Genomic DNA, 23278 nt, shown 5'->3' on the forward strand with positions numbered 1-23278 from the left:
CTATCGCGGCCTGATGTTGGTGCTAAGCCACACTATTTCACTTGCCCATCAAACCACTGTTGCCAGGCTTGTTGCACCACGTCGCGCTCATCGATAAAGGCATCAGCCTCCACCTTACCACTCTCACCCGCGAGGTGGCTGCGGTGGAGTGCATTGCGCATCCGCGTATAGGCCGACTTTAACCCTGCCGCCTGCGCCAGTGGCATCACTCCCAGCTCTCCGGCTTGCTCAAAAATGCGCGCGTTGTCGCTGTAACGGGTCAGCGCAGGTTGCGTTGCACTATTGCCGAGCACTAAATATTGCGCCAAGAACTCGATGTCAGTGATCCCACCTGCGTCTTGTTTGATGGAGAAGGTATCTTTTTGTCCTGTCGCTTTATGCTGACGCATTTTTTCACGCATGCCACTGACTTGCTCTCTCAAAGTCTCCCTTTCTCGTGGGGCAGCAAGAATATGATGACGCACCTCGGTAAACGCGGACTCAAGCTGAGGGTCACCGTATATCATGCGCGCACGCACCAGCGCCTGATGCTCCCATGTCCAGGCTTCGTTTTGTTGGTAATCCGCGTAAGCGTCCAGTGTACTGACCAGCATTCCGGAGGTGCCGGAAGGGCGAAGGCGTGTGTCAATGTCATAGAGCACCCCAGAGGGCGTGCGCGTAGAGAAAAGGTGCACGATACGCTGGGCAAGACGCAGATAGAATTGGCGGCCATCAATGACTTTGCGTCCGTCAGTCTCAACATTCGCGGGGCAGTCATGCAGAAAAACCACATCGAGGTCGGAATTATAACCTAGCTCCCATCCGCCTAATTTTCCGTAACCAATCACCGCAAAGCCACGCCCCTCGCGCTCGCCCAAGTGTGTCGGTTGGCCATATTTTTCCACCATTTGGTGCCAGGCCTGATTGACCACCGCCTCCACAATCGCTTCGGCCAAGTAAGTCAAATGATCACTGACGCGCATCACAGGTAGCACACCGGCGATATCCGCCGCGGCAATTTTTAATAACTGTACTTGCTTAAACTGACGGACCGCTTCCATTTGTTGCTCCATATCCTCAACAGGAATACGGGCAAGATAATCGCGTAATTCGCTGCGATAGGCATCGGGCGCTAAAGGTTGGTACAAATGGGTTAAATCGAGCAGCTCATCCAGTAGCAAAGGGTAGCGCGCCAACTTCTCTGCCACCATCGGGCTGGCCGTACAAAGTCGTAACAGCTGATCGATCGCGCCGGGGTGCTCATCCAATAGTTCTAAGTAGGTGGTGCGAGTCGAGATATTGAGTAACAGGTGGGTGATATGTGGCAACACCTGCTGCGGTTGCGGTAACGTCAGTAGCTTACTTAACATCACCGGCATCAATCGATTAAGTACTTCTCGGCCACGCGGCCCAACAGTGCGTTTGGCGAGCTCTTGTTTAAACGCCAATAACTGCTCAGCAATATTGGTGTCCGGTAGATCTAAGCCTGCTAAGATCAAGTGGGCGTTTTCTACATCTCGCGCCATCGCCCATAGATCGTGATACTCAGTATCGACATCCGTGTCTGTTTCTTGCTCATCTTCGCCAATCAAGCCAGAAAAGACCTGATTAACCGCTTGCATATGCTGAGTGATGTCGGCCTGTAAGCGCGCCCAGTCATTGACCCCCATGGCGTGACAAAGCCGCTCACGATCAAGGTCGTTATCGGGCAGGGTCTGCGTTTGGTTGTCATCAATGGCTTGCAGGAGGTTTTCAACTCGACGCAAATAGCAATACGCGGCCTTTAATTGGCTTACCTCAGCGGTGGGCAATAATTCCAGTTCCGCAATCGCATCTAAGGTGTCGAGCAAGCCACGCTGGCGCAAACTGGGCTCTCGGCCGCCGCGAATAAGCTGAAACGACTGAGCAATAAATTCAATCTCCCGAATTCCCCCCGCGCCAAGCTTAATATTGTCGGTTAAGCCACGCCGACGTACCTCTCGTTGGATTAACTGTTTCATCCGCCGCAGCGCTTGAATGGCACTAAAATCGATGTAACGACGGAAGACAAACGGGCGTAACATCTGACGTAGCGTTTGATAACAATCATACTGCTCTTTACCCATGACTCGCGCCTTCACCATCGCATAGCGCTCCCAATCACGCCCTTGCTCTTGGTAGTAATCTTCGAGTGCGGAAAAGCTCATCACTAAGGGGCCACTATCCCCAAAGGGGCGTAAGCGCATATCAACCCGATAACAAAAACCGTCCATCGTGGGTTGGTCGAGCGCTTTGATCAGACGCTGCCCTAGCCGGGTAAAGAATTGCGCATTGGCGATGCTTTTTCTCGCCCCTTGCGTCTCCCCAGACTCCGGGTAGGTGAAAATTAAATCAATGTCGGAGGAAAAGTTGAGCTCACCGCCCCCGAGTTTACCCATGCCCAAAACGAGCATTGGCTGCGGCTCCCCCTCTGGGCTCATAGGCGTGCCCCAGTCGTGACAGCCGCGCTGATAGAGCCATTGATAGGCAGATAAGATTTGCGCTTCCGCAAGGGCTGACAGGTGCTGTAAACCTTGCTCAACCGGCCATTGGTTGTGGATCTCTTGCCACGCTATCCATACGAGCTCACGCTGGCGATGCCGACGGAGTTGACGGTGAAACTCACTCTCATCTGTGACCGCTTCCAACATCTGACTCAGCTCAGCTTGGTATGTTTGCTCACGCGAGGCTTGCTGACGATGCTGATACAGCCAGTCGAGAAGCCCAGGGGTTTGGGTTAATGCCTTGGCGACAAACTCGCTACACGCTAAGGCCTGCTCGAGTTGCTCACGCGCCGTGCCTTGCCACTGCGGCACGGCGTCAGGGGCAAATTCATTTAATCGTGTCCAGTGCTGATGCAAGCAAGCGGCAAGAGAGTCAGAGAGTACCATGGGCAGTCCTTTTGATATCGTCCTGTATCGACACTAACAAAAACGGCTCACTGATGCAGCGAGCCGTTGTTGATTACGGGATAAAACCTCAAACGTGGTTAAACCTTAAAGGCCTCAATTTTATCTTTGAGTGATTGCGCACTTTGTTCAACCATCTCTGCCGTTTCATGTAGCTCAGACGCTACCGTCACCGATGCCTGAACCAAATCTTTAACATTGGTGAGGTTTTGGTTCATCTCACCGGCCACTGACGCTTGTTGCTCCGCCGATGAGGCGATTTGGAAGTTCATGTCATTAAGCGATTGGATTTGCGTGACGATTTGCTCAAGCTCTCCGCCAGCCTGGCTCACTGACTCGACCCCTGTCTTGGCCTCGGAAACACTGCGATCCATCAAGCCCACCGCTTTTTGCGCACTTTGCTGCAACTGGGTGATCATGTCTTGAATTTCTACCGTGGCTTCTTGGGTGTGTTGCGCCAGCTTGCGTACTTCATCAGCCACCACCGCAAAGCCGCGCCCCGTGTCGCCCGCTCGCGCCGCTTCTATCGCGGCATTGAGTGCCAGTAGATTGGTTTGCTCTGAAATTCCTTGAATGGTGACCACGACAGTACCGATTTTCTCCACCTGGGCATCGACCTGTCCCACGACCTGGGATGACTCGCTGATGTCATTGGACAGCTCATTGATGGTTTTGATGGTACTGCTCACGTGCTCTTGGCCGCTGTTCGCCTGCTGGCTAGAGGTTTCGGTCGCTTTGGCCGCCTCTCGCGTGTGCTCAGCGACGGTTTGCACGGTCGCACTCATCTCACTCATCGCCGAGGCGAGCTGATCCATCTCAGAGAATTGCTCTTGCGATGACTCTTTGGTTTCCGACATGCTGATCGTCATAATCTCAGCCAGAGAAGAAAGATCATCCGACGCTTGGCGCTGCGCGTTAATCACATCCACCAATTGCTGACGCGACCTTTCCAGCTCACGCGCTAAATCACCGAACTCATCTCGGCTATTCATCTCAATCGGCTCACTTAAGTCACGGTTGGCGAGTGCCCGGATTCTATCGGTGAGATAATTAATTTGGCGCAGCATAATATTGGAGCCGCCCAGCAAAATGACCATGAAAGAGACGATCATCAACGCGGTTTGCCACGCTACCTGTATCATATAATCTTGATAATATGCCTGCGCCTCGGACGTCGGTTGTGATGCCACGAGCCACCAATTACTGCCGCCTACGGGCACGGCATAGCCATGACGGCCACCGTCATAAACGGTATAGCTAAACGCGCTTGACTGATTGAGAAACAAGTCAGCGACATCGGTTCCGGTGCTGTCATCCGTCACGCGTAACGCGTCAAACTGGCGCATTGAGGGGTGGGACCAGATCTGGCGAGTGGTGCCATTGACCAAATATAAATACGCCCCTTCGCTGAATTCGGCGTTCATGGTATCTACCGCCTCTCGCATCAAGCGTTCCCCATCAGGCTGATCGATGAGGGCGCCAGTCATGGCCGCACTAGACTGTGCAAGCTCTTGGGTTTGATGCAAAGTGAAGTCAATCACGGACTGGCGAAAGGTGTTCGCGTCCCACATCTGCTTGCCGACCAGAATAATGGTACTAAAGACCATGAGAATCACGAGTTTTGGGATCAAGCGCAGATTGGTAACGGGTTTCTCCCACGCATAAAAGGTGTGTTTAGCCATAATCCTGAAAGCTCCATGTCCGTTATTAAGCCAACTGACTGCAAAACGGGCGATTATTAATACTGAGTGATGTTATATCGGCAAACCTCACCCTCACTGAATCCTTGTTTACCGTATTTGTGAAATTTGCCCATAAACAATGCCCATAATGATAAGTTAATCAAATTATCATCACGTACCTTGTCTGTTTATAACGTAAAAAAGTGCCAGAAATATTGATCCCAAAGGCGGTTTTACCGGATCGCCTCAAACAGTGCGACTGGGTACTCAAGCAACGTAACCGCATAAAGGCACACATAAAAAAAGCAACCTCCTGGTTGCTTTTTATGACTCTCGTTCGCTTACTCTTGCCAATAAGGAGTAAGACGCAATCCCGTTTGACGGCTTTGCGTCATCGCATGAAACAGTGACTCTTCTTTACGTGCCAACCATTTCTCTGCCTGTTTTTTATCCTCTTCATCGTCAATTTCAACCACTCGCTCACGCACCGGTTCGAGCAAGCGCAGCTCTTCAATACCTTGCAACATATCGAGCCAAGGCAAGCGGAAGGCTTTACGCTGACTTTTGTCATACAAAGAGGCCAAGCAGGTGCCTAGCAACAAATTGCGTTGCAAGCGAGGGTATTGGTCAAAGTAATCGTGCCGTGTCAGTGTCTTCGTTTCATCAAATGCGTCAAGTAATTCGTGCCAAGACTCTGGCAGTGCTTTATCGGCCAAATGTTGAATCGGTTGAGCAAGCTTATCTGCCGCTTTATCATCTAAAAACGGTTGCCAACCTTTCGAGAGGATCCAGCGACTCAAATCGAGCAGCAAGTTGCAATACCGCGATGTATGCAGCAGCGCGACAATGTCCTCACGTTCAGGTAACCGTGCTTGTTCGGCCTTCAAGTTTTTCACCAAGGTTTTACGCGCGTTTAATTTGCGCAGGTACTGCCCTTTGTCTTCACATAAGCGGGCATTGGCCCACGCATCATCGAGCCACGCCAGCTCACCTTCGAACCATTGCAGCTCTTGGCGGAGTAAACTGCTTGCTCTGCGCGGCACTACACCGCCGAATAACACAAACGCCTGTCGGATCAACAAAACGGCATAGCGAATTTCTTGCAACGCCTCGAGTGACTCGCGCTCAATGTAAATCTGCTCGTGATAATGCCAGTGGTTCAGTGCGTGCTCGAGGATCCGAATTAGGGCTTTTTCTTGGCTATCATTAGCGCCGAGTTTAACGATGGATAAGGCTTTAACCGGATCGCCCTGATAGCCTGTTGCCAAGCGGTAGCCACGCGCCGCCTTGCTCAAATTACCGAGGCGTAGACCGCCATCATCCGCCAAACTACGTGCCAGCGAGAACAAGGCATCGGTTTGACCAGAAATCAGCTCCAGCTCAACCTCAGAAATCACATCCTTGTCACCGGTTTCGGTGGACACTTCGCCCTGATCGCTCGCCAATTCAATCTGACTGCCATCATCGGTCGCCAACAGCCATTGCTGGCGGACAAAATCGGTGGAAAACAACGGCTGAAGAGCCTGACTCAATGCATCAACATCAAGGTCATCGGGCCATGCGTCGACTGGGATCAAAGAAAGATCAGGTTCAGGTCCGTTAAGCTCGGCGTTGTATTCTGGGCGCTGATGCAGCCCAGCCACGACCCGACCCGCGGTTTTGAGGGTTTGAATGTACACACCATCAAAACGACGTACCCGCAAACCGATATCGTGTTTACGTAGGGTAAAATCTGGCGTATCGAAGTAGATGTTTCCCAGCTCACGCTGGCTTTGCTGTAGCTGTTTTACACTGACAATTTTATCGCGAATACGATGAGAAAAGTCAGAAGAGACAAAAAATTTGAGCTCTATCTCAGTGTCCATACGGGTACCTATAGCCAATTGCCTGACAAGGATATGAACAATTGATCCTGTCGGCAAGCGCTATCACTACCAGGCTTGATCACGCGCACTGAGGCAGAGATCACAAAAGCTATTTCTTTAGCCTATGTTCTGCGCTACCATCGCCGCTCCGATATACCATCGTTGAACTTTTCGCCTCTCTTTTTTGCCCGCTGGGCATGAGGCAACCAGGTAGATTACGGCTATGCCAGTCAATACAATTGTTGGGCTATTTGCAAAGAGCCCTATTAAACCACTGCAGCGTCACGTAAATCGTGTAAACGATTGTTGTGAGTTACTGATCCCCTTCTTTCATGCTTGCGAGCAACAAGATTGGGATAAGGCAAACCAACTCCGTCAGCAAATCTCAGATATTGAGAAAGATGCTGATACCCTAAAGCGCAATATCCGGCTTAAGTTACCACGAGGTCTCTTTATGCCCGTCGATCGCACGGACATGCTCGAGCTCCTCACCCAGCAAGACAAGCTGGCAAATTTAGCCAAAGATATTGCCGGCCGCGTGATAGGCCGCCAGCTTCGTATGCCCCCCTCAATGAATGATGCCTTTATCGCCTATGTGCAGCGGTGCTTAGATGCTGCCGCGCAAGCACGCCGCGTGATCAACGAGCTTGAAGAGCTACTTGAGACTGGCTTTAAAGGGCGCGAAGTCACCTTAGTCGCCGAAATGATTCATCAGTTGGATGTGATTGAAGACGATACCGATTCTATGCAAATCCAACTTCGCCAAGCATTAATGGCCGTTGAGCAGGAGTACAACCCTGTCGACGTCATGTTCTTGTACAAAATCCTCGAGTGGGTCGGTGAAATTGCTGACCAGGCGCAACGTGTGGGTGCGCGCTTAGAGGTCATGCTTTCCCGTTCCTAACCGAGTGATGTAACAACAAGGTATTACAATGGAAATCCTGATGAATCACGGGACCATACTGATCATGGTCGCCGCGGCTTTTGGTTTTTTAATGGCGATTGGTATTGGTGCCAATGACGTCGCCAATGCGATGGGCACCTCCGTGGGCTCGAAAGCGCTCACCGTCAAACAAGCCATTATTGTAGCAATGATCTTTGAATTCGCCGGCGCGTATTTAGCCGGTGGCGAGGTCACAGATACCATTCGCAAAGGCGTGATTGACACCAGTTTTTATGCTGACCAACCGTTGGAGTTAGTCTTTGGCATGATGTCCGCGCTACTGGCGGCAGGCTCTTGGCTATTACTTGCCTCATTCATGGGTTGGCCCGTCTCCACCACCCACTCTATCATTGGTGCGATTATTGGCTTTGCCTGCCTATCGGTTGGCGCAGATGCAGTCGATTGGCAAACAGTGCAAGGCATCGTTGGCAGTTGGATTATCACCCCTTTTATCTCTGGCTTGTTCGCTTACTTTATATTCTTAAGTGCACAACGACTGATTTTTGATACCGACCGCCCTGTCCTTAATGCCAAACGTTTCGTGCCGCTTTATATGTTTCTCACCGCGTTTATTATCGCGATGGTCACCATCAAAAAAGGCCTCAAACACGTTGGCTTGCACCTGACAACCCTAGAGTCCGTAAGCGCCTCCATCGTGCTCTCTGCCTTGGTAATGTTTTTTGGTGTGTTCTATATTTCTAAAAAATATCGCGGCGATGAAAATCAAGGGTTTCAGGGGGTTGAGCGGATATTTAGCCTACTGATGGTGGTCACCGCCTGTGCGATGGCCTTCGCACACGGCTCGAATGACGTGGCCAATGCCATTGGTCCGCTATCGGCCATTGTGGCCACGGTACAAAACCTCGGTGCTGTGGCGGAAAAAGCACAAATCGCCTGGTGGATTTTACCAATGGGTGGCGCGGGGATTGTACTCGGCCTTGCCACCATGGGACACAGAGTCATGGCCACTGTAGGCTCCGGGATTACTGAGCTTACCCCTAGCCGTGGCTTTGCTGCGCAACTGGCAACCGCAAGTACGGTCGTGCTCGCCTCAGGCACTGGCCTCCCTATTTCAACCACACAAACCTTAGTCGGCGGCGTTTTAGGCGTGGGCTTTGCCCGCGGTATTGCGGCACTCAACTTGGGTGTGGTGCGTAATATTGTTGCCTCGTGGCTGATCACCTTACCGGCGGGGGCCTTGTTGGCTGTGATCTTTTACCAAGTGATGACCTCGCTATTTGCGTAACAAGCGCCAGTGATGTCAAATCACAGTCAAAAAAAGGGGGGCATGGCTCCCCTTTCTTTTACGCCTATGGCACTATGCCCAGCAAAGCCGATGTGTCCCACACTGAAATTATGCAAAGGACCCCAGACGTGAAACACCTGTATTCTGCTCTCGTATTGCTGTTCGTTCTCGTTGCCGCGCCTCGAGCGATGGCAGAAAACTATATTTCTGATGATTTGTTCACTTATATGCACTCTGGCCCGGGCACGCAATATCGCATTATCGGCAGTGTCGATGCGGGTGATAAAGTCACTGTGCTAAAACGTAATCGTGATGAGGGCTATACCCAAGTGGTTGACAGCCGTGGCCGTAAAGGCTGGGTAAAAAGTGACTACGTCACCACACAACCGGGCTTAAAAGAACGCGTGCCGGCGCTAGAATCAGAGCTGAAAAAGGTGAAGTCCGCACTGGCCAGCGCAAAAGATGATGCCAAAGCACAACAAAAAGGCTTAGCTGAGTCGCTTAAACAGCGCAACGCGCAGATCGAGAAGCTAGAAGCACACAGCAGCGAACTCAATAAAAAACTGATTGATGCGCAAAGCGAAATCCGTGCACTGCGCGCCAAGATTGATACCCAAAAAGACGACCTGCTGATGCGCTGGTTTACCTACGGCGGTATGGTGGCCGGCGGTGGCTTACTGTTTGGCTTGGTGCTGCCACATCTTATCCCACGTAAAAAACGTCGCCGCGACGGCTGGGCATAATCGTGAATGAAAGGCTGCATTGGCAGCCTTTTTTATTGCGATCCTGATAGCGGCCTTTTAAGCACACGGTGGGCGTGCTGCTAGGCTCTATGTATACTTAAACCCATTCGCGACACAAACGTGATTGTGTCTTCTCTGTGTCATTAAGGAGTTTGGTGTGGAACATTATCTTGTCGGCGGAGCAGTACGTGATGCGCTATTAGGCTTGCCGGTCACAGATAAAGATTGGGTAGTGGTCGGTGCCACCGTCAAACAAATGCAAGCGGCCGGCTACCAGCAAGTCGGCCAAGACTTCCCCGTTTTTTTACACCCGACTACACACGAAGAGCATGCCCTCGCCCGCACCGAGCGAAAATCAGGCCAGGGCTACACTGGGTTTATTTGCGACTTCTCGCCAGATATTTCACTGGAAGCGGACCTTCAGCGCCGCGATCTCACCATCAACGCCATTGCCCAAGACGAAGATGGCAGCTTGATTGACCCGTATGGCGGTCAGCAAGATTTACACAACCGAATTTTGCGCCATGTCTCGCCTGCCTTTAGCGAAGACCCATTGCGGGTACTCAGGGTGGCACGGTTTGCCGCCCGTTTTGCGCCGCTCGGCTTTACCCTTGCCGACGACACCTTAGCGCTGATGAAAACGATGGTCGCCAAGGGCGAACTCGCCCACCTCACCCCTGAGCGGGTTTGGCGAGAGTGGGAGAAAGCGCTTGGCAGTGATTGTCCCGATGTGTTTCTTGCTGTGCTGCGCGATTGCGGTGCCCTAGCGGTAGTGCTTCCTGAAATCGACGCCCTGTACGGCGTGCCGAATCCAGCCAACTGGCACCCTGAAATCGACACCGGCATCCACACGGAAATGGTCAGCCGTTATGCCGCCTCATTGACCGACGACAAAGCCATCCGCTTTGCCGCACAAGTCCATGATCTCGGTAAGGCCCTCACCCCAGCCTCTATTTTGCCCGGCCATCGCGGCCACGGCGATCGCGGGCTGCCCGTGATTAAAGATCTGTGCGAGCGACTACGTATCCCCAACGCTTATCGGGATTTGGCCTTGGTGGTCAGTGCTCACCACTCTAAAATTCATAAGTGCGATCAACTCAGCCCTGAGCATTGGGTAGCGCTGTTTAATCAGATCGACGCGTGGCGCAAACCCGAGCGGGTCGAGCAACTGGCCTTGGCGTGTTTGGCCGATGTACGTGGCCGCAAGGGACGTGAGAACTATCACTACCCACAAGCCGACGCCTTACGCGAGCGCTTTGCTTGCGCGCAACAGGTAGAGGTTAAGCCAATTGTCGACGCAGGTTTTAAAGGGGCGGCGATTCGTGATGAGCTACATCGCCAGCGTATTCAAGCGGTAGCCGCGTGTCCGGCGCCCACCTGTCCCGACGCGGTTAGCGCGTCGCGTTAACGGAATTCACGCGCGGCCACCGACAAGGTGGTGAGCGTCGGGGTCAGGTCAATCAACTTACCGGCAATCACGTGCACCACCTCGCCCTGTCGCTCGACAATGCCATGCACTTTCAACACCTTGGCTTGCATAAAAGCACGGGATTGCGCCCGTGCCGTCCCCGCCCAAACCACCACATTGATATTGCCCGTATCGTCTTCCAAGGTGACAAAGGTTACACCATTGGCCGTACCGGGGGATTGCTTGCCCGTCACCACCCCCGCTACCGCCACCCAGCTTTGCGACGCACACTGTGATAACTCAACACCACGGGTAAAACGCCCCAGCGTGCCGGCTTGCGCCATCAAACGAATGGGATGGTCAGTGAGCGACAGCCCCAAGGCCGCGTAATCTTCAATCACGTTCTGCCACTGGGAAGGTGAATGAGGCAACGCCACCTCATCGTCACTGGCGGCGAGTAACGGCAACTGCCGCTGCTGATCCATCAGCGCCCAGCGCGCCTGAAAGCGGTTACCAGCCAGCGCTGCCAATGCGCCACTACTGGCTAGGGCTTGATAGGCATCGCGGTCAAGATTTATCCCTTGCAGTGCCGACAAAGACGCAAATCCCGTCTCTGGACGATGGGCCAGCAATCGGTCTATTGCCGCCATGCTTAATCCTTTGACTAACCGCAACCCCAGCCGCACGCCCCACTGTTCACCGACATTTTCTAAGCAATGATCCGCTCCCGAGTGTTCCACGCAAACCGGCAACACAGGCACCTGATGGCGCGTGGCGTCTTGCATCAATTGTGACGGTGAGTAAAACCCCATCGGCTGGCTATTAAGCAAGCCGGTGTAAAACGCGGCGGGATAATAATGCTTTAGCCACGCTGATACATAGGCCAAAACCGCAAACGAAGCCGAGTGGCTCTCCGGAAAGCCATAATCACCAAACCCACAGATTTGCCGGTAAAGCTGCTCGGCAAAGTCGGCGCGATAGCCTCGCGCAGTCATCCCTGCGATCAATTTGTCGCGAAACGGCGCCAGTCCGCCCTTTTTCTTCCAGGCCGCCATCGCGCGGCGCAGCTGATCCGCTTCTCCTCCGGAAAAGCCGGCCGCCACCATCGCCAGTTTGATCACCTGCTCTTGAAAAATGGGCACCCCGAGAGTACGCGCCAGCACTTGCTCAACCGCTTTGGACGGGTAGCTCACCACTTCTTCCCCATCACGGCGCTTTAGATACGGATGCACCATGTCACCTTGAATCGGACCGGGGCGGACAATGGCAATTTGGATTACCAAATCATAATAACAAGCCGGTTTGAGCCGCGGCAGCATACTCATTTGTGCTCGCGACTCAATTTGAAACACTCCGACGGTATCGGCGTGCTGAATGCGTGCAAACACCGCCGGATCGTCGCCTTGTTGGGTGATCGCCGCCAAACTCAAGCGAGGGCCACCGGTTTGGGCAATCAAATCAAAGGTACGTCGAATCGCGGTGAGCATACCCAGTGCCAGTACGTCGACTTTCATCAGATGCAGTGTTTCCAGATCGTCTTTATCCCACTGGATCACCGTCCGCTCTGCCATCGCCGTATTTTCCACCGGCACCAACTCATACAAAGGCCCATCTGCAATCACAAAGCCACCCACATGCTGAGAAAGGTGGCGCGGAAAGCCGATCAATGTCTGGGTCAGCGACAGCCATTGTTGGCTTTTCGCGCTTTTAGGATCCAGGCCCAACTGCTGAAGTTGCTGCGTCCAAGGCTGGGTTTTATCGCGCCGATTGAGGTTTTGAATAAAAAAATCAATCTGGCTAGTGGGGATCGCCAACGCTTTGCCCACATCGCGCAATGCACTTTTCAGCCGGTAACGGATCACAGTTGCCGCTAAGGCGGTCCGCTCACGACCATATTTTTGATACAAATACTGGATCACTTCTTCACGGCGCTGGTGCTCAAAGTCCACATCAATATCCGGCGGCTCGTCGCGCTCTTTGCTAATAAAGCGCTCAAACAGCACATCGACTTTGCACGGATCCACCGCGGTGATCCCTAAGCAATAACACACCACCGAGTTCGCCGCCGAGCCGCGCCCTTGGTATAAGATCCCACGTGACTGGGCAAAGCGCACCAGATCGTAAATGGTCAAAAAGTAATACGGGTAATCCAGCGCCTCGATAAGCGCGAGCTCTTTTTCAATGATGGCTCCCACATCATTGGGCACCCCCTTGGGGAAACGCTGCTGTGCGCCTTGCTTGACCGCCTCACGCAGATACGCCATCGCAGACTCGCCAGTCGGCACCACTTCTTTGGGGTAGCTGTATTTCAGGCTCGCCAAGGAAAACTGACACTGGGCGGCAATCTTGGCACTTTCCGCCAGCCACTCGGGGGGAAATAAAGCGTGTAATTTAGGCAACGGGCGTAAGGCGCGCTCTGCATTGGGCAATAATGTCCGCCCCAACGTCGCCACCGGCTGACGATGCCGAATCGCCGTTAAGGTATGATGTAACGCCAGCCGCTCAGGGTGATGCATCAGCACATCACCACACGCTGTCACACGAAGCGCATACTGGCTTGCCAGCATGCGACAGTGCGCCAAATACGGATGGTCGTTATCCGCTAGATCGCGCCGCACGGCCAGATACAAGCGCTCAGCATGATAACGCAGCAGCCACGTCGCCCAATGATGATCGCTCTCCGCGCCACTGGGTAGCCATAGCACTATGCCATGACGCACCGACATCAGATCCCACTCGCTCAGCTGGTAGTCACCTTTGTGACTGCGTCGCCGCGCATTGGTGATAATCCGACACAGCTCTTGGTAAGCCGCTTGAGTGGGACACAGTAGAACAACATCTAACGCCTGCAGGCGAAAGCGACTGCCAATGATCAGCGAAAGCTGCGGATAATCACGCTGAGCTTGATACGCACGCACCACGCCTGCGACCGAGCATTCATCGGTGATCGCGAGCGCTCGATAGCCCAATGTTGCCGCTTGCGCCACCAGCTCTTCCGGGTGTGAGGCGCCCTCAAGAAAGGAAAAGTTACTGCAACATACCAGCTCAGCATACGTACTCATCGCTTCACCGTCTAACTAAACCAACCGTGTAAAAACCAAGTTTGCTCTGGCGTGCGAAACACCCACAGCCATTGTTGCTGGGCATTTTGGGCAATAAAGTAATCGCGCTGGATAGGCGCACCTTCCCACCAGCCCGTGACAATTCGCTCCGGCCCTTCACGTAAGGTGACCTTACCCACCAGTGGTGTGGGTTGCGGCAGCAATAAACTTGGGCGTGGACGCGTGGGTGCCGAGGCCGTCGGTGTCGCACTATGATGATGGGGGACATGTTGGCTGGCCGTCTCGGGACGGTGATGATCTACATACGCTAACCGCATAACCGCCTCCTCCCCGAGTCGGGCAGCCAGTGTCGCGACCAACTCATCACGATTTTGCTCACCTTGCTGGGCGCTAAAAAGATCGGTTTGTCCGGGCTGGTGACAATCGATTTGCGAAGCCGTCACACTGACCGCAGTTACCGGCTGGCTCACTTGCCATGACGCCAGCCGTAAACGCACCAACGCCATCCAGCGCTCGACGTCTTTCTCGCCATGCGCGGCCATTACCGGCAGGGTTTCTTCACATCCATCACGTAAGCTAAAACCCAACGTCAGCGCAGGCGTACAGGCACTACGCTGCTCAAGAAAACGGCACAGTGCCGAGACGAGATGCTCGATAATGGGCAATAAATGGGCTTGCTCACTGAGCTCAAACAACAAGACCCGCTGCTGAAAAAATTGCAGCGGTGGCTGAAAATAACGCAGTGGCGTCGGCTGAGCACCACGCACCTCAGCAAGGTAATCCACCACAGTGCGCGGAAAACGTCGCGTCAGCGACGCGGTGGGCAAGGCGATAAGCTCACCTAACCGAGAGAGGCCCAGACGCGTAAACTGAGTTTTCACCGTCTCCGGTAAAGGGGCAGCAGCTAACGGCAATTGCTGCAACGCTGCCTGCAAATGCTCGGGGTCGGTACTGACCTTGCCCGCGTGGCCATACGCCATAAGCTCGGCGGCACGCGGCGTTTGGCCCACCCCAGCCTGATAACGGATACCACTTTCCACCAGCGTTTGAGTCACCGCCTGCCATAGCGGAGTAAACCCTTGATATAGCGCCAACATCGGTGAAACGTGTAGCCATAAACCTTTAGGGGGATTAAGGCTGATTTCCGCGACCAGCGGATAAAGCTGTGTGGCGAGCTGCTCAAGCGCGGACTGCTCTTTCACCGCGCAATAAGGGTAGACCGCGAGCTGATGACAAATAAGCGCCGCTGCCCCTAATCCCATACCGGTATTCAGACCGTGCGTGTTAGCCGCCACAGAGAGCTGCACTAAACGGCCTTCTTGCTCGCTAACCAGCCCCACCGCTTGCACCGATGACGGCGCATAAAGGCTATCTAACAGCAAGTTTGGGCAATGCAGATACAGCCACAATGACATCACGCTTGCTCCCGCTGTTGCCGTGAAGGAAAGGCAAGCAAATTCTCTGCATTGCTCGGCCAGGTCACCAACGCGGGCCATTGCGTGCGCCAATCGAGGGTAAACGGGGCCGGTGGCCATTGGCCGCGACAATAGCGCACCGTGACCGTCACGCCACATGCAGAAGGGGCCAGCGCCACACTTAAATCGACCGGCAAGGTCAATGAATACGTCTGCTGGCGGCGCAACAGTACCACCGCACATTGGCCATGTTCGGCCGCCAGTTTTAGGCGCTTCACTTGTCCCACCGTGAGCGAAGATGGCCATAACACGACCGCCTGACACGCGCCACTGCGCGCCGCTTGCTCGGCTGCCCACAGCGCATCCTGATCGCTTTTGGGAGACACCAACAAGGTGTTGTCGGTTAAATAGCCTTGCTGATGTAGCATCGCTGCGTTGAGTCCAACCGGTGGACGAATCCACGCTACCTGCTGACCGCTAGCGTGATACAACGCCGGTAACACCAGCCGCAACTCACCGACACCATAGTCACTGATGATATCTGTCACACCTGGAGACGGGAGCCCCCCTAGACGCTGATCAAAGGCGCTGTAACCGGTCGCTTGTTTATCGGGTAATTCCGCCATTAACGGCCGCTGACTAGCGCGCCATAGGCCGTGTTGCTGGGCTAATTGGTCGAGTGTTTTCATTATCAAAATACCTGTATATGCATACAGTATATTTAATGATGAAAACGCTGCAAGGAAAGAAAACGAAAAAAGCAGAAAAGAGGAGGCTGGGGTATCAAAGAGAAAAAAACATGCGTGACACAGCAATATGCTTCAGGACGGGTGACGCGCAATCATTAGCCATTGCGGCTAGAGAATAAGTAGGCGCTCTCCCCAAAGTAAAGCATGACCCACTTTACCCAACAGTAAACGGTATTATACTTCGGCGATGGGGGTATTAACGGATTGCGAAGAGGCAAGCATCACTTGGTTGCGGCCACGGTCTTTCGCGCGATACATGAGAAGATCAGCGGCATGGATCAACGCATCTAACTCTAGCTGCTTCATATCATCCACCACATCGCTCGAAACAATCGCGCCGATACTCACGGTGACACGAATATCTGCACCGCCAAATTCAAACACCGTCTCCGCAATATCACAACGAATGTGATTGGCAATTTCAATTAAGGCATCTAAATCTTGGGTAGGACATAAGATACAAAACTCTTCCCCGCCTAAACGCGCCGCGGCCCCCTTTTTAACACAACGCTTTAGGTAACTCGCCAGATGTACCAGCACCTTATCGCCTTGCATATGCCCGTAGGTATCGTTGACCTGCTTGAAATGGTCAAGGTCAATTAAAATCAACCCCATTTCCTGTTGGCGGCTCAGCTTGGGCTTTAAGCGGGTAAAATAGGTTTCAAGCCCACGGCGATTTAACAGCTGCGTCAAAGGGTCAGTATTGGCAAACTCTCGCAAACGTGCGTTGGCTCGGCGCAATGCGACCGTGCGTTTATACACCATGCGCTTCAGAATAAAGATATAGGTCACCGCGCCTAACAGCACCGCCAACACAATACTGGGAATAAGCCAAGCTGGGTAAGCCTCTACACGCTCGGTATTGACCCATTTTTGCTTGATGCGTAACAGCTCTTCTGCCGGTATGTTATTCATTCCTTCGCGAACTTGCGCGAGCAAGGCTTGATTGCCTTTGGGCACCGCTGCATAAATCGGGCGTGTGTACAGGATTTGCTCTGCGACAAACGTCAATGGATCATCAAACGTAAGCATATAAAAATTAGCAACTTGGCTATCCGCCACCAGCGCATCAACCTCACCACTGAAAGCGGCATCAAATAACCGCTCATTATTGGCGTAAGTCTGTTGTGCTACGTCCGGGTAATGCTTAGTTAGGTAGTTTGACTCATAACTGCCTGCGACGACACCAACTGTCTTACCGCCAACAAGCGTGTCTGTTTTCGTTCCGCGCGCTTCATTGCGGATGTATAACGACCCATCAATATTAAAAATAGGCGCAACAAAATCGAGGTAGTCCTCGCGTTCGGTGGACTTCAATAACCCCGCATGAACACGGTTACCGCCTTCTTTCATATAAGCGAGCGTGTCCGCCCAATCGAGTAACACAAATTGAACCGGCTCATGATTATATTGGCCGTAGGCTTGCCAGAAATCGACCAACAAGCCTTTGGGTTGGCCACTATCAGACAAGTAACTGTAAGGCTTCCAGACCGAAGAGTGAGTGGCGACTAAAATGTCTTTTTCTTCTGACAGATAGGCGTCGTCAGCCCATGCAAACGTACTCACATACGTGCAGGCTAGGAGCAGCATCCCTGTCAAAAATCGAAAAGTGCGCGCAAACATTATTAGACAGTCCATTCAAAGAGTCTTGATGGTAGATAAATTCTAAGGGAACGCAAAAGACTTAATAAAAAAGCATGATCCAGTTCAAATTGGAAGCTAGATCACATCAGAAAGCATGCAAATGGCCACTGATGGCTGATAAAAGCAGCAAAAAGGCATACGTCGTATGGTAAAGGTGGCAACATCAACAGAAAGCGTAATCATGATAAAAATATCTTGATTCGCCAGCGCGCTGTCATCTGGTTGTAATGATTTAAATCATCAGCTGTGGTAAATTTACGCGCCCCAAAGGAAGGGAAGATGCATGCGACAAGTGCACTATTGAGTGCTTTATTGTCAATGAAGCCTTTATTGCCCGTGATCAACACAGATCACCGCAGACAATCTATACTCACGATCGATAAACAGTGACGTCACCACAGCAACCATGGCTGCGGTAACGTCATTGCAAAATGCAAAAAATTCGCTTTCACAGCCACTTAAGTAGTAAAAGTGCGTGGTAAAATTACACTTTTCGGTGTGTTGTGAGAAAGCATCAGGCTTATGTTTCAATTTTTGACCGGAGAAATGTGTCGATGAAAAAGACCAAAATCGTATGTACGATTGGCCCAAAAACCGAATCTGAAGAGATGCTTACTCAGCTTGTTGAAGCTGGCATGAATGTCATGCGTCTTAACTTCTCACACGGTGATTACCAAGAGCATGGCGCGCGTATCGCCAACTTGCGTAATGTGATGAAGCAAACCGGCAAACAAGCCGCTATCCTGCTGGATACCAAAGGTCCTGAGATCCGTACGGTAAAACTGGAAGGTGGCGACGACGTGCTACTAGAAGCCGGTCAAACCTTTACATTCACCACAGATACCTCTGTTGTAGGCAATAAAGAACGCGTTGCCGTGACCTATGCCGGTCTGCCGCAAGATTTAAAAGCGGGTGATACGGTACTGGTTGATGATGGCCTGCTTGAGATGGAAGTACTAGAAACGACTGAAAAAGAGGTGGTTTGTAAAGTACTCAACAACGGTGAGCTTGGCGAAAACAAAGGTGTTAACCTGCCAGGCGTTTCTGTCAGCCTGCCAGCGCTGGCTGAAAAAGATAAATCAGATCTGAAATTTGGTTGTGAGCAAGGCGTTGACTTCGTTGCTGCTTCTTTTATCCGTAAGAAAGAAGACGTAGAAGAAATCCGCGAGCTATTGGCGCAAAACGGCGGTAGCGATATCAAGATCATCTCTAAAATTGAGAACCAAGAAGGTGTCGATAACTTTGACGCTATCTTGGAAGCGTCTGACGGCATCATGGTTGCTCGTGGTGACCTAGGGGTAGAGATCCCGGTTGAAGAAGTGATCTTCGCGCAGAAGATGATGATCGAAAAGTGTAACCGTGCACGCAAGATGGTTATCACTGCGACACAAATGCTCGACTCAATGATCAAAAACCCACGCCCAACCCGCGCAGAAGCCGGTGACGTGGCCAACGCCATCATGGACGGCACCGATGCGGTGATGCTGTCTGGCGAATCGGCGAAAGGGAAATACCCACTAGAAGCGGTAAGCATCATGGCACAAATCTGTGAGCGCACAGACCGTCAAATGTCTCCAGCCCTAGGCTCACGTCTCGATAGCGATCGCCTGCGTATCACCGAAGCAGTCTGTAAAGGCGCAGTCGATACCTCTCAAAAGCTCAGCGCCCCGTTAATTGTGGTTGCGACTGAAGCAGGTAAGTCTGCGCGCTCAGTGCGTAAGTACTTCCCAACCGCGAACATTGTTGCGGTCACCACTAACCCGAAAACAGCCGCTCACCTGTGTCTGACCAAAGGGGTGACACCTGTGATGATCGAAAGCATCGATAGCACCGATGAGTTCTACCGTCGTGGTAAAACCATCGCGCTAGAGTCAGGCTTAGCGAACAAAGGCGATATCGTGGTCATGGTTTCAGGCGCGCTTGTGCCTTCTGGTACCACCAACACCACTTCTGTGCACGTTCTGTAATAAGACGTTTACTGCAGACCTAAGCGGTTTTTACAAACCATCACGCCCCGACTCGTTCGGGGCGTTTTTTTATCGCCCATTCAGTGGCATGATAGAAAGAGGCACGGCAGGAAGCGCAATGAAACCAACCAAAGCACAAGAAGCCATGGCGCAGATTTGGGGCGCAATACTCACCCGACAACTCATACTGACAACCAATGCGCACGGCAATTATTCACTCACCGTCGCCAACTTATGCGCGCAACTTGATTTAACCACAGCAACGGCGCGTGATGGCTTACATTTACTCGCCATGGCGGGACGCATCAGCTACCAACCCCACCTTGGGTACCAGTTAATGCCCTTAAGCCAGACAGACTGGCAACCTCTCGCAACAGGCATACAAGCAATGGTTGGCGCTTTCATGGATAGGCTGCCGCCTCGGTTAGATGAGCCGACCTCATTGGCCATGCTGGGTTTACTGCACAGCCTACAGCATCTGCCAGCCAAGGATTATCGTGACGTCGCGGCCGTGGCGCATTGGCATCAGCAGCTTCATTATACGCTCTTTGCCGGGATCAACCCGTATCTCGCAGACGCGATACAGCCGCTTGTCGCCCAGCATTTACGCTACCTCACTCATCCCGATATCGGCTTTGAATTCGCATCCAGTTGGCAGCGCTTAATACCAGTATTACGCGGGCTTGTCTCCGCACGCCCGCAAGCCCATAGCCAGAGCTATCAACGCTATTGGCAGGAGATAAACACCTTGATATCGCAAAGGCTCAACGCCCTTACCAGTGGACAATTTCTTTGAAGTGGGTTTTTATCAATACCGCTAAGGGTACCAAATAGATGGCACTAAACTTGACGGCCATTACCGCCAACGTCAGGGTGGTCACTCGTACTAAGCACTTATTGATTGTTTGTAGTAAAGGGTGATTCATCATATTTCAGTCTAAAGCGAGAAGTCTGTTCAAAAATCAGGCAATAGTTTACAAATTAATCAATAAATCGCAAGCGCCAATCACGCCTGTTATTATCCCACACGAACAGGCGGCGACTAAGCTGCTGATTTAGTGTGACTGCAGAGAGCAAGATGACAAAAGCATTGACCATTTTGGATATCGCCCGCTTAGCCGGGGTGGGGAAATCGACCGTATCGCGTGTGTTAAACGATGATCCACGGGTCAAAGATAGTACGCGCGAAAAGATACAAGCGGTGATTGACCAGCACGGCTTTATGCCCTCTAAGTCCGCACGTGCGATGCGCGCCCAGCGCAGTGGCGTTGTGGGTGTGATCGTGGCCAAGCTCAGTTCCAACTCAGAGAACACCGCACTGACGGGTCTGCTCAATACCTTATATGCTAAAGGCTATGACGCGGCCATCATGGAAAGCCAATTCTCACAACAAAAAGCACAAGCCCACCTGGATGTGTTAAAGCGCCGTAATGTGGATGGGATTATCTTTTTTGGTTTTTCTGGCTGTGATCTCAACGCGCTAGCCCCCTTCGCCCCCAACTGTGTCGTGCTCGCCGTCGATAGTGATCAATATATTAGTGTCAGCTACGACAACCAGGGCGCGGTCGCACAGGTGATGGACCACTTTTATCATCAAGGATGCCGTCATATTGCCTTCTTGGGGATTGATGAGCGCGATGAAACCACCGGCCTCGCCCGTTCTGGTGCTTATCAACGTTTCTGCCAAACCCACCAACTTTCACCACAATTATACCGCTGTGAGATGAGCTTACATGCCGCCTATGACGCCACCGATGTCCTCATTAACCCGCATACTGATGCCATTGTCTGCGCCTCCGACACCCTCGCTCTGGGGGTCGCAAAACGCCTACAAACACTTGGTCGAGAAGATATCGCCATTGGCGGCATAGGCAATCACGACATGCTACGCTTTATGTTTCCACGCGCCGTAAGTGTGGAGCTAGGTTACCATCAAGCAGGGCAACATGCGGCCGACTTGCTACTTAAGCAGCTGGATGACGACGATCCCGTGGTTAGCCACTGGACACAACCTTGCCACCTGGTGACACCCTAACCTGCAACCAACACCAAAAATCAGGCAGTTACAAATTTCTGTGTGATGGTTTTCAAACAATGGGAACGATTCCACTGATAATTGGATTAGTACGATCCATAATCAGTGGGAACGTTACCAATGAATACCCTACAGCAATACAGGATTGCTTATGAGCCAGATAGATAAAAAAGCCATTGACCAATTGGTCACTCATATTGGCGGCAAAGACAACATTGCAACCGTTAGCCACTGCCTCACCCGTTTACGATTCGTGCTAAACGATCCGGAAAAAGCGGACGTGGCCGCGATTGAAGCGCTCCCCATGGTCAAAGGCTGCTTTACCAGCGCCGGTCAATTTCAGGTGGTGATTGGCACCAATGTCGACCAGGTGTATGCCCTACTAGAAGAACAAACCGGGGTGGAAGGCCAGTCAAAAGATGAGGCCAAACAAGCCGCGCGCCAAAACATGAGCCTGACTGAGCGTGCCATCTCACACCTCGCGGAAATTTTTGTTCCCCTTCTCCCCGCGATTATCACCGGTGGTCTAATCCTCGGCTTCCGTAATGTGATCGGCGATATCCGCATGTTCGATGGCAAAACCCTGACCGAAATCAGTGAGTTTTGGGCCACCGCTCACGGCTTTTTATGGCTGCTTGGCGAAGCCATCTTCCACTTCCTGCCTGTCGGTGTATGTTGGGCGACGGTGAGAAAAATGGGTGGCACCCCCATTTTGGGTATCGTGCTCGGTATTACCCTGGTATCGCCCCAGTTGATGAACGCTTACCTTATCGGTAAAGAAATGCCTGAAGTGTGGGACTTTGGCTGGTTCTCAATTGAAAAAGTCGGCTACCAAGCGCAGGTGATCCCAGCGATGTTCGCCGGTATGGCGTTGGCATTTATTGAAACCCAGTTAAAACGCATTATTCCAGATTACCTTTATCTTGTGGTGGTGCCGTTTGTCGCGCTGCTCACCTCAGTGGTACTGGCACACACCCTTATCGGCCCCTTTGGCCGCGAGATCGGTAATGGCGTCGCCTTCTTGGCTCGCACAGCGATGACCGGTGATTTCGCCTTTATCGGTGCAGCGCTATTTGGCTTCCTCTATGCACCTTTGGTGATTACCGGTGTTCACCACACCACCAACGCCGTGGACTTGCAGCTGATGCAGGAAATGGGCGGTACGCCTATTTGGCCGCTGATTGCTCTGTCCAACATTGCACAAGCCTCGGCGGTGGTTGGCATTATTTGGGTCAGCAAGAAAGAAAACGAACGTGAAATCTCTGTGCCCGCGGCGATTTCCGCCTACCTTGGCGTGACAGAGCCGGCTATGTACGGGATTAACCTACGTTACAAATTCCCCATGCTGTGCGCGATGGTTGGCTCAGCGCTGGCCGCCATTGTGTGTGGTCTTTCCGGCGTGATGGCCAACGGCATTGGTGTCGGGGGTCTACCAGGTATCTTATCTATTCAGCCACAATTCTGGGGTGTTTACGCGGTCGCGATGTTAATTGCCATCTTAGTGCCAATCGCACTCACCGCCTTTATGTATCGCCGCCAGGCCAGCAAAGGCAAATTGGCGGTCGTCTAATTCCCATTCTGTCTGCGGGGAGTGTGCTCCCCGCTTTTTTTAG

At 52.4% G+C, this 23278-nt stretch carries 15 protein-coding genes; 8 read left to right on the forward strand and 7 right to left on the reverse strand.

Going from position 1 to position 23278, the window contains the following annotated elements:
• Positions 1-32: 32 nt before the first annotated feature.
• The 3 genes from glnE to N8M53_RS11080 form a co-directional block, all read right to left on the reverse strand.
• Positions 33-2888, reverse strand: coding sequence for a bifunctional [glutamate--ammonia ligase]-adenylyl-L-tyrosine phosphorylase/[glutamate--ammonia-ligase] adenylyltransferase (glnE, locus tag N8M53_RS11070; RefSeq protein ID WP_269578815.1), 2856 nt, complete (start codon positions 2886-2888; stop codon positions 33-35).
• Positions 2889-2986: 98 nt separating this feature from the next.
• The gene (locus N8M53_RS11075; RefSeq protein WP_269578816.1) at positions 2987-4588 is read right to left on the reverse strand and encodes a methyl-accepting chemotaxis protein; all 1602 of its coding nucleotides are present in this window, start codon (positions 4586-4588) and stop codon (positions 2987-2989) included.
• Positions 4589-4929: 341 nt separating this feature from the next.
• Positions 4930-6453, reverse strand: coding sequence for an inorganic triphosphatase (locus N8M53_RS11080; RefSeq protein ID WP_269578817.1), 1524 nt, complete (start codon positions 6451-6453; stop codon positions 4930-4932).
• Positions 6454-6676: 223 nt separating this feature from the next.
• Here N8M53_RS11080 and N8M53_RS11085 point away from each other — a divergent pair, with 223 nt between their 5' ends.
• The 4 genes from N8M53_RS11085 to N8M53_RS11100 all read left to right on the forward strand — a co-directional run bounded on the left by N8M53_RS11085 (position 6677) and on the right by N8M53_RS11100 (position 10793).
• Positions 6677-7357: a TIGR00153 family protein gene (locus N8M53_RS11085; protein WP_046074245.1), complete on the forward strand. Its 681-nt coding sequence runs from the start codon at positions 6677-6679 to the stop codon at positions 7355-7357.
• A 28-nt stretch (positions 7358-7385) separates the two neighbouring features.
• A complete protein-coding gene (locus tag N8M53_RS11090; RefSeq protein WP_269578818.1) occupies positions 7386-8642 on the forward strand; it encodes an inorganic phosphate transporter in 1257 nt (418 codons plus the stop codon).
• 110 nt (positions 8643-8752) lie between these two features.
• Entirely contained in the window at positions 8753-9385 is a 633-nt protein-coding gene (locus tag N8M53_RS11095) for a TIGR04211 family SH3 domain-containing protein (RefSeq protein WP_152796022.1), read from the forward strand.
• A gap of 157 nt (positions 9386-9542) precedes the next feature.
• Positions 9543-10793: a multifunctional CCA addition/repair protein gene (locus tag N8M53_RS11100; protein ID WP_269578819.1), complete on the forward strand. Its 1251-nt coding sequence runs from the start codon at positions 9543-9545 to the stop codon at positions 10791-10793.
• Here N8M53_RS11100 and N8M53_RS11105 read toward each other — a convergent pair.
• The 4 genes from N8M53_RS11105 to N8M53_RS11120 form a co-directional block, all read right to left on the reverse strand.
• Positions 10790-13855: an error-prone DNA polymerase gene (locus N8M53_RS11105; RefSeq protein WP_269578820.1), complete on the reverse strand. Its 3066-nt coding sequence runs from the start codon at positions 13853-13855 to the stop codon at positions 10790-10792. The two genes, N8M53_RS11100 and N8M53_RS11105, sit on opposite strands and share 4 nt — an antisense overlap.
• 11 nt (positions 13856-13866) lie before the next feature.
• Positions 13867-15270, reverse strand: a complete 1404-nt coding sequence (locus N8M53_RS11110) for a Y-family DNA polymerase (protein WP_269578821.1) — start codon at positions 15268-15270, stop codon at positions 13867-13869.
• Positions 15270-15959, reverse strand: coding sequence for a translesion DNA synthesis-associated protein ImuA (gene imuA / locus N8M53_RS11115; protein ID WP_167314837.1), 690 nt, complete (start codon positions 15957-15959; stop codon positions 15270-15272). Before imuA ends, N8M53_RS11110 begins: the two co-directional genes overlap by 1 nt.
• 234 nt (positions 15960-16193) lie before the next feature.
• A complete protein-coding gene (locus N8M53_RS11120) occupies positions 16194-17585 on the reverse strand; it encodes a sensor domain-containing diguanylate cyclase (RefSeq protein ID WP_269578822.1) in 1392 nt (463 codons plus the stop codon).
• A gap of 632 nt (positions 17586-18217) precedes the next feature.
• Here N8M53_RS11120 and pykF point away from each other — a divergent pair.
• From pykF to treB, 4 genes are all read left to right on the forward strand, one after another.
• Positions 18218-19630 (forward strand): pyruvate kinase PykF, encoded by a 1413-nt coding sequence (pykF, locus tag N8M53_RS11125; protein ID WP_269578823.1) that lies wholly within the window; start codon positions 18218-18220, stop codon positions 19628-19630.
• A gap of 118 nt (positions 19631-19748) precedes the next feature.
• Entirely contained in the window at positions 19749-20426 is a 678-nt protein-coding gene (locus N8M53_RS11130) for a hypothetical protein (protein ID WP_269578824.1), read from the forward strand.
• Positions 20427-20708: 282 nt separating this feature from the next.
• Positions 20709-21665, forward strand: a complete 957-nt coding sequence (treR, locus tag N8M53_RS11135) for a trehalose operon repressor TreR (protein ID WP_269578825.1) — start codon at positions 20709-20711, stop codon at positions 21663-21665.
• Between the two features lie 151 nt (positions 21666-21816).
• Complete coding sequence (treB, locus tag N8M53_RS11140; protein WP_046074254.1) at positions 21817-23235, forward strand: PTS trehalose transporter subunit IIBC; 1419 nt, start codon at positions 21817-21819, stop codon at positions 23233-23235.
• The last annotated feature ends 43 nt before the right edge of the window (positions 23236-23278 follow it).

Source organism: Salinivibrio kushneri (genome assembly GCF_027286325.1).
In the GTDB taxonomy this organism is placed as follows: domain Bacteria; phylum Pseudomonadota; class Gammaproteobacteria; order Enterobacterales; family Vibrionaceae; genus Salinivibrio; species Salinivibrio kushneri_A.

What these genes read in the sequence shown, in the direction of transcription:
- N8M53_RS11110 (WP_269578821.1), bottom strand. Translation starts at nt 15,270, where the DNA reads ATGTCATTGTGGCTGTATCTGCATTGCCCAAACTTGCTGTTAGATAGC.
- N8M53_RS11085 (WP_046074245.1), top strand. Translation starts at nt 6,677, where the DNA reads ATGCCAGTCAATACAATTGTTGGGCTATTTGCAAAGAGCCCTATTAAA.
- treR (WP_269578825.1), top strand. Translation starts at nt 20,709, where the DNA reads ATGACAAAAGCATTGACCATTTTGGATATCGCCCGCTTAGCCGGGGTG.
- N8M53_RS11130 (WP_269578824.1), top strand. Translation starts at nt 19,749, where the DNA reads ATGAAACCAACCAAAGCACAAGAAGCCATGGCGCAGATTTGGGGCGCA.
- glnE (WP_269578815.1), bottom strand. Translation starts at nt 2,888, where the DNA reads ATGGTACTCTCTGACTCTCTTGCCGCTTGCTTGCATCAGCACTGGACA.
- treB (WP_046074254.1), top strand. Translation starts at nt 21,817, where the DNA reads ATGAGCCAGATAGATAAAAAAGCCATTGACCAATTGGTCACTCATATT.
- N8M53_RS11075 (WP_269578816.1), bottom strand. Translation starts at nt 4,588, where the DNA reads ATGGCTAAACACACCTTTTATGCGTGGGAGAAACCCGTTACCAATCTG.
- N8M53_RS11105 (WP_269578820.1), bottom strand. Translation starts at nt 13,855, where the DNA reads ATGAGTACGTATGCTGAGCTGGTATGTTGCAGTAACTTTTCCTTTCTT.
- N8M53_RS11080 (WP_269578817.1), bottom strand. Translation starts at nt 6,453, where the DNA reads ATGGACACTGAGATAGAGCTCAAATTTTTTGTCTCTTCTGACTTTTCT.
- N8M53_RS11090 (WP_269578818.1), top strand. Translation starts at nt 7,386, where the DNA reads ATGGAAATCCTGATGAATCACGGGACCATACTGATCATGGTCGCCGCG.
- pykF (WP_269578823.1), top strand. Translation starts at nt 18,218, where the DNA reads ATGAAAAAGACCAAAATCGTATGTACGATTGGCCCAAAAACCGAATCT.
- N8M53_RS11095 (WP_152796022.1), top strand. Translation starts at nt 8,753, where the DNA reads ATGCAAAGGACCCCAGACGTGAAACACCTGTATTCTGCTCTCGTATTG.
- imuA (WP_167314837.1), bottom strand. Translation starts at nt 15,959, where the DNA reads ATGAAAACACTCGACCAATTAGCCCAGCAACACGGCCTATGGCGCGCT.